The 6,602-nt window shown below is 70.6% G+C and carries 6 protein-coding genes and 2 pseudogenes; 4 read left to right on the top strand and 4 right to left on the bottom strand.

Translation table 11 applies throughout. From position 1 onward, the window contains the following. Positions 1-84: 84 nt before the first annotated feature. Positions 85-231: pseudogene (locus CCN37_RS42480) on the top strand (VOC family protein); the annotation flags it as partial. 36 nt (positions 232-267) lie between these two features. Here CCN37_RS42480 and CCN37_RS33935 read toward each other — a convergent pair. Next, a pseudogene (locus CCN37_RS33935) lies at positions 268-660 on the bottom strand (VOC family protein); the annotation flags it as partial. A 113-nt stretch (positions 661-773) separates the two neighbouring features. Here CCN37_RS33935 and CCN37_RS33940 point away from each other — a divergent pair. Then, complete coding sequence (locus CCN37_RS33940) at positions 774-1,835, top strand: Gfo/Idh/MocA family protein (RefSeq protein ID WP_086828901.1); 1,062 nt, start codon at positions 774-776, stop codon at positions 1,833-1,835. Here CCN37_RS33940 and CCN37_RS40305 read toward each other — a convergent pair. Next, complete coding sequence (locus tag CCN37_RS40305; protein ID WP_168200994.1) at positions 1,819-2,478, bottom strand: hypothetical protein; 660 nt, start codon at positions 2,476-2,478, stop codon at positions 1,819-1,821. The genes CCN37_RS33940 and CCN37_RS40305 overlap by 17 nt on opposite strands. A gap of 60 nt (positions 2,479-2,538) precedes the next feature. After that, positions 2,539-3,963 (bottom strand): PLP-dependent aminotransferase family protein, encoded by a 1,425-nt coding sequence (locus CCN37_RS33950; RefSeq protein WP_086828911.1) that lies wholly within the window; start codon positions 3,961-3,963, stop codon positions 2,539-2,541. 80 nt (positions 3,964-4,043) lie between these two features. Between CCN37_RS33950 and CCN37_RS33955 the strand changes: the two genes are divergently transcribed. Both CCN37_RS33955 and CCN37_RS33960 read left to right on the top strand, forming a co-directional pair. Next, positions 4,044-4,673 (top strand): disulfide bond formation protein DsbA, encoded by a 630-nt coding sequence (locus CCN37_RS33955; protein WP_210408322.1) that lies wholly within the window; start codon positions 4,044-4,046, stop codon positions 4,671-4,673. Then, positions 4,673-5,878 carry an MFS transporter gene (locus tag CCN37_RS33960; protein ID WP_086828907.1) on the top strand — a complete coding sequence of 402 codons (1,206 nt, stop codon included), beginning with the start codon at positions 4,673-4,675 and terminating at the stop codon, positions 5,876-5,878. The genes CCN37_RS33955 and CCN37_RS33960 overlap by 1 nt, the downstream gene beginning before the upstream one ends. Here CCN37_RS33960 and CCN37_RS33965 read toward each other — a convergent pair. Then, positions 5,859-6,377, bottom strand: coding sequence for a pyridoxamine 5'-phosphate oxidase family protein (locus CCN37_RS33965; RefSeq protein ID WP_086828909.1), 519 nt, complete (start codon positions 6,375-6,377; stop codon positions 5,859-5,861). The genes CCN37_RS33960 and CCN37_RS33965 overlap by 20 nt on opposite strands. Positions 6,378-6,602 lie beyond the last annotated feature (225 nt).

Raw genomic sequence — 6,602 nt, forward strand, 5'->3', positions numbered from 1 at the left:
GTCCACCCCGCGCCGCCCGGCGTCGAACTGCCCGAGGGTGCCGATCCGCTCGCGGCCTGGGACGACTTCCTCGCGCGCGTGGGCGTGCCGGAGGACCAGCGCAACACCCGCTCGGCGATCGAGGACCCGTCCGGCGTCGGTCCGCGCATCTTCTTCCAGCAGGTCCCGGAGAACAAGGTCTCGAAGAACCGCCTGCACCTGGACGTGCGCGCGGCTCCGGGGCTGCACGGCGAGGAGCGCATGGCGGCGTTGGAGGCCGAGTGCGCGCGGCTCGTCGCGGCGCACGCGCGTGGCGCCCAGTGCGACGAGCCGCGCGCACTCGGCCTCCAACGCCGCCATGCGCTCCTCGCCGTGCAGCCCCGGAGCCGCGCGCACGTCCAGGTGCAGGCGGTTCTTCGAGACCTTGTTCTCCGGGACCTGCTGGAAGAAGATGCGCGGACCGACGCCGGACGGGTCCTCGATCGCCGAGCGGGTGTTGCGCTGGTCCTCCGGCACGCCCACGCGCGCGAGGAAGTCGTCCCAGGCCGCGAGCGGATCGGCACCCTCGGGCAGTTCGACGCCGGGCGGCGCGGGGTGGACGTAGCCCAGGACCTGGCTCCAGAACGTCGACAGCGCCTTCGGGTCGTGGGCGTCGAAGGTGACCTGGACGTGGCGGCTCATCGCGGTGCTCCGTTCGTGGATTGACGTGGAGCCACCCTGACACGCGTCGCGGACAACTGCCGCCCTCGACGACAAGTTCGACAGCCGTCGAACTAAGGCGTACCGTCGCCACTATGGTTCCAGAAAAACCGAACAATGAGCTGCGCGTCGGAGTGATCGGCGCGTCGGGGTGGGCGAACGTCTCCCATCTGCCCGCGCTGGCCGGAACGGAAGGACTGCGCGTCACGGCCGTCTCCACCAGCCGCGAGGAGTCCGCGCGCGAGGTCGCTGAGCAGTGGAACGTCCCCGCTTGGCACACCGACGCCGTAGAGCTGGCCAAGCGCGACGACGTCGACCTGATCACCGTCTCCGTCAAGGCGCCCCTGCACCGCAGCGTCGTCGAGCAGGTTGTCGCGGCGGGCAAGCCGGTGCTCGTCGAGTGGCCGATGGGCGCCTCCCCCGCCGAAGCCGCACTGCTCGCCGAGCTGTTCGAATCCTCAGGGACACCCGGCTTCGTCGGACTCCAGGCGACCGTTCACCCGGTCCTCGTCGAACTGGGGCGGCGCGTCGTCGACGGAGCCCTCGGAACCGTTGTGAGCGTTGCCTTCCGCAGCTCGCGAGCGAGCAACGAACCTCTCCCCGCATCCTGGGCGTACACCCTCCAGGCGGAGAACGGCGCCGGGATGCTGGAAATCCTCGGCGGCCACGGGCTCTCCGCGATGCTCACCGCGCTGGGCATCGACCTCGCGCACGCCCCGCTGCCCATCGGCGGTCTCGCGAAGCAGGTGAAGCGCGAGTACCTGGGCACAGACGGCACCACGATCCACTCCACCGGCCCGGACACCGCCGCCGGAGTCCTCGAACTGGACTCGGGCATCGCTTCGATGAGCTTCGCCAGCGGCGACAGCACGCCGAGCACGGAGATCACCATCGTCGGCACCGCCGGGCGCGCGCACGCGAGGACGCTGCCCACGCCGGACCTCCGCATGAGCCAGCCGCAGATGGCGGAGTGGACCGCCGAGATCGCGGGCGAGCGGATCGACGCCCCGGAGAGCCAGCTCCCCCTCGCCGCGCGCAACCCTTCTCGGCTCTACGAAGCCATCCGTCTCGGAAGGCACCCAGTTCCACGTGCGGCCGACGCGGTGGCGCTGCACCGCGTGCTCGACGGGCTGCGAGCGGCTACTTCACGAGCTTGAGCTGCGCGACAAGGGCGTCGCAGCCGCTGTCGATGGCTTTCGCGGCGTCCTTGTTCGTGTCGGTCCAGCGGCAGCGGATGGAGACCGGCTTGGCCTGCGCGTCCTTGTTCGGGATGTAGTAGACGCGCTGGTTGACGGTCACGTTCGGGTCGCGCGGCGCCTTCGACGGGCCGATGGTCTGCACGACCGAGTCCCGGCCGTCGATGGCCTTGCGGGAGTACCGCGTCGGCGGGAGGTCCTTCGCGATCACCCTCGGGTTCTTCAGCGAGTGCTCGATCGCGGCGGCGTCGCCCTTGTAGAGCGATTCCGACCCCACGGTGATGTAGTTCTGGTTGTCCTGCGGGTTGCTCTGCGGCGTCAGCACCGCGTGGTAGCTACCGCCCCAGCTGACCAGCTTCGTGGCGTTGGTGAGACCGCTCGGCAGCTCGGCCGTGTAGAACTTGCCCTCCGGGTCCCCGATGGCGTTCGCGGGCAGCGCGGCCGCGGTGGTGGTCGTCGGCGCGGAGCGGCTGGCCGAGGTCGGCGCCGGGATCTGCTGCTCGCTCGCCGGACTCGGCGAGCCGACGACACTGGTACCGCAACCACCGGTCAGCACAGCGGTGAGCACCGCGAGGCCGGAAAAGGACACGACTGAACGCCTCATGGCCGCATCCTTACACAGACCCCTCGCCAGCACCCCCGGTCGCCGGAATGCGCCGCTGTTTCAGGCGAGGGTGAAGCACTCCGCCAACACCCGCATCCCTTCAGTGATCCCCGTCGCAGCGCCATAACCGAACGCCAGGCCGCGCTCACCTGAACTTCCGTCGCAATAGGACGCCAAGCTCTCGACAGCGACCCCGCGTTCGCGAGCGCGCGCCCGCACCGCCTCGACGTCGACCGACACCCCGGGCCGCAGACGCGCGGCCATGTGCAGGCCCGCCAACGACTCCACGGGATCGAGCCACTCGGCCAGCTCGTCGCGCAGACCGGCCAGGATCAGCTCGCGCCGGGCGGCGTAGACACGGGTCGCCCTGCGCACGTGCCGGGACAGCTCGCCGGAGTCGACCAGCCGGGCCAGCGCGGCCTGGCCGATGTGCTCGCCGTGCCAGTCGGTGAGCCGCTTCGCGACGCGCAGCGCGGGCAGCAGCGACGCGGGCGCGACGAGGAAACCCAGGCGCAGCAACGGGAGCAGCGTCTTGGAGAAGGTGCCGACGTAGATCACCCGCCCCGTGCGGTCCAGGCGTTGCACGGGGTCGAGCGGGCGCTCGCCGTAGCGGAACTCACTGTCGTAGTCGTCCTCGACGACCACCGCGTCGTGCCGCTCCGCCCAGTCGAGCAGCTTCGCCGCGCGCGCCGGGGACATGGTCATTCCCAAGGGAAACTGGTGCGACGGCGTGACGTAGACGATCCGCGCCGCTGCCGGGAGCGCGTCGACGATCACCCCCTCGTCGTCCACGGGAACTCCGACGACCCGCGCGCCGAGCGAGCGGAACAGCAGCCGCGCGGCCGGATAACCCGGCTCCTCGACCGCGACGAGATCTCCGGGCTCGATCAGCACGCGGCCGATGAGGTCGAGCGCCTGCTGTGCGCCGTGAGTGAGCACGACGTCGTCAGCGTCGGCGCGCACGGACCGGGACAGCCCGACGTAGCGCGCGACTGCTTCGCGCAACCCGGTGTGACCGGCGCTGTCGTTGTAACCGCTTATCTCGCGCACGGTGGAGGCACGCAGCTCGCTGGAGACCAAGCGGCGCCACGTCGCGTAGGGGAACAGACCGGTGTCAGGCGTGCCGAGCCGGAAGTCGTGCACGGGCGGCGGGCCGGGCACGTCCTCGACGCGCTCCAGCTCTGTCCACAGTGGACGCGGGCGGACACCGCTGCCGGCAGGAGCGCTCCTGCGCCGAGGAGGCACCGGCGTGTTCTCCACGAACGTGCCAGCGCCGACGCGAGCCGCGACGAAGCCCTCCGCGGCGAGGCGGTCGTAGGCGACGGCGACCGTGCTGCGCGCGACCTGGAGCCTGCGCGCCAGCTCGCGGGTCGGGGGCAACCGGTCACCGGGGCGCAGGCGCCCGTCCAGGATCGCGTCGAGCAGCTGGCGGTAGATCCGGGACGTGAGGTCGCCCGGACCCGCCAGGGAGATGTGCACGTCCACCACCGGACCGTACATTGGCCTGGTCAGATAGCGCGGAATTGGCGCTTCTGCGATCCAATTCGAAGCCGTTGAATCACCGCGTGACAAGCGCTGACCTGTGGTTCGACCCGAAGTGCCCGTGGGTGTGGAACACCTCGCGGTGGCTGCTGGAGGTGGAGCGCGTCCGCGAGGTGCGGGTGCGCTTCCACGTGATGAGCCTGTGGCTGCTCAACGAGGGCCGCACCGGGTTGGAGCCCTGGTACGAGCGCTGGCTGGCGGACACCCTCGGTCCGGTCCGCGTCCTCATCGCGGCTGAGATCGCGGCTGGGCAGGAGCACGGCAACGCGGTGCTGCGCGAGCTGTACACGGCGCTGGGCAACCGCATCCACCACGAGAAGGTGGAGATCGGGCCCGAGCTCTACGCCGAAGCGCTCGCCGAGGTCGGCCTGCCGCAGCACCTCGCCGCGGCCGCTGACGTCTCGACCTACGACGACGCGCTGCACGTCAGCCACCACGCCGGGCTCGACCCCGTCGGCGAGGACCTCGGCACGCCCGCACTGCACATCACCGCCCCGGACGGGACGCGCAGCGCCTTCTTCGGCCCTGTCGTGAGCCCGGTGCCGCGTGGCCAGGCCGCTGGGCGGTTGTGGGACGGTGTCGTGGCAGCCTGTGGCACGCCCGGTTTCTTCGAACTCAAGCGCGGTCGCACAGAATCTCCGAGGGTTGACTGATGTCCCGTGTCCTGCCGCAGGGGCCGCTGCGAGTGCTGGCCATCGCGCAACTGGCGAACTCCGTTGGCGACGGTGCTTTCTACGCGTGCTCGGCGCTGTTCTTCATCCACGTCGCCGGGCTCTCCGCCACACAGGTCGGGCTCGCGCTGACGATCGGTTGGGCGACGGCGATGGCCGCCGGGACCCCGCTCGGCGCGCTCGCCGATCGCTGGGGACCGCGCCGCACCGCGATCTGGCTGTCCGTGGCCGTCGCGCTCACCCTCGGCGCGGTCCTGTTCGTGCGCTCGTTCCTTCTGGTACTGCTCGTCATCTGCGGCTACGCCTGCTGCCAAGCTGGACTGGGTGCCGCGAGGCAGGCACTGCTCGCGGTCCTGGTACCCCCGGCCGAGCGCACCGCGGCCCGCGCCCACCTTCAGTCCACGCTGAACGTCGGCTTGGCACTCGGTGCCGGTCTGGGCGCGCTGGCCCTGTGGTCCGGCACGTACACGGCGTACCTGGCGGTGTTCGGCCTGGACGCGGTGAGCTTCCTGCTCGCGGCGCTCGTGCTGCGCAAGCTGCCCCCGACACCGCCGATCCCGCGCACCACCGTGTCGAAGGCGGGTGTGCTGCGCGACCGGCCCTACGTCGCGGTCACCCTGCTCAACGCGATCATGTGCCTCAACATGCCGCTGCTGAGCCTCGGCCTGCCGATGTGGGTCGCCCAGCGCACCGACGCCCCGGCACCCGTGGCCGCGATGCTGCTGATGCTCAACATGCTCGGCGTCGTCCTGTTCCAGGTGCGGGTGGCGCGGCGGGTCACCAGCCTCGGCAGCGCTACCAGAGCAACCGGGCGGGCTGGCTGGCTGATGCTCGCGGCCTGCGGCGCCTACGCACTGTCCGGAATGGACGGTGGAGCGTGGGTCGCGGTCGGGCTGCTGGTGCTCGCCGCGCTGATCCAGGTCTTCGGCGAGATGGAGCACGGCGCCGGCAGCTGGGAGATCGGCTTCGCCCTGGCGCCGCCGGAGCGGCAGGGCCAGTACCAGGGCTTCTTCGGGATGGGCCCGCAGATCGCGCGGATGATGGGGCCCCTCCTGCTGACCACGCTGCTGATCGAGTGGGGAACGGTCGGCTGGCTGGTGCTCGGCGGCCTGTTCCTGGTGGCGGGCCTCGCCTTCGGGCCCGTGGTGCGGCGCGCCGAGGCCCGGCTCAGCCCAGCAGCTTCGTGACGTCGGCGGCGTAGACGGTCATCCACTGCGGGTGCAGTCGGTAGTAGACGGTGTCGTTGTCCCAGTCGAAGCTGTGGTCGCCGTAGAAGTCCTTGAGGTAGGCCACCACATCCGGCCAGTCCTGCGCTGGTTCTTCCTTGTGGGGGTTGAGGATCTCGACCGTTCCATGGGTGAACACGCCGAGGTCCTCGCCGCGCATGTGCGCCACGCTGACGGCGGGCCGAGCGCTCATGTGCCGCGCCTTCGCCGCTTCGCGCGCTGTGCCGAAGTACCACTTCCCCCACAGGAAGTGCCCGTCGGCGCCGCTGATCCTCGGCTCGCCCTTCGCCGTCACGGTCGACAGCGCGAGCGTGCACATGCCCGTCAGCACCTGTGTGAGCTGCTCCGCCGACAGCGTGCTCTCGGTTTTGATGATCGAGCGCAGGTGCGCGGTGGAGCGGGAGAGCGAGGCGTCGAGCAGGTCCTGCAGCCGCGTGAGGTCTTCCGGCGTTTCGCGCATGGAGTTCCTTGTCCTGTCGTCGGTTCCGTGCCGTTCCATCCTCGGCGCCAACACTGACATCTTGTGTCAGTGTTGCTCCGCGCGCTCCTTCACGTGGGGGTGAAGCGATTTGGCCGCGAAGATCAACTCCGCGATCGTTCGTGCACCGACCACAAGAGGAGAAGTCCGTGTCACGTCCGTCCCTCATCGCCGCCGCGCTCTCCGCGCTCGCGCTCTCCGGCGGCC

The organism is Allokutzneria sp. NRRL B-24872, from assembly GCF_002155965.1.
Classification (GTDB): Bacteria; Actinomycetota; Actinomycetes; order Mycobacteriales; family Pseudonocardiaceae; genus Allokutzneria.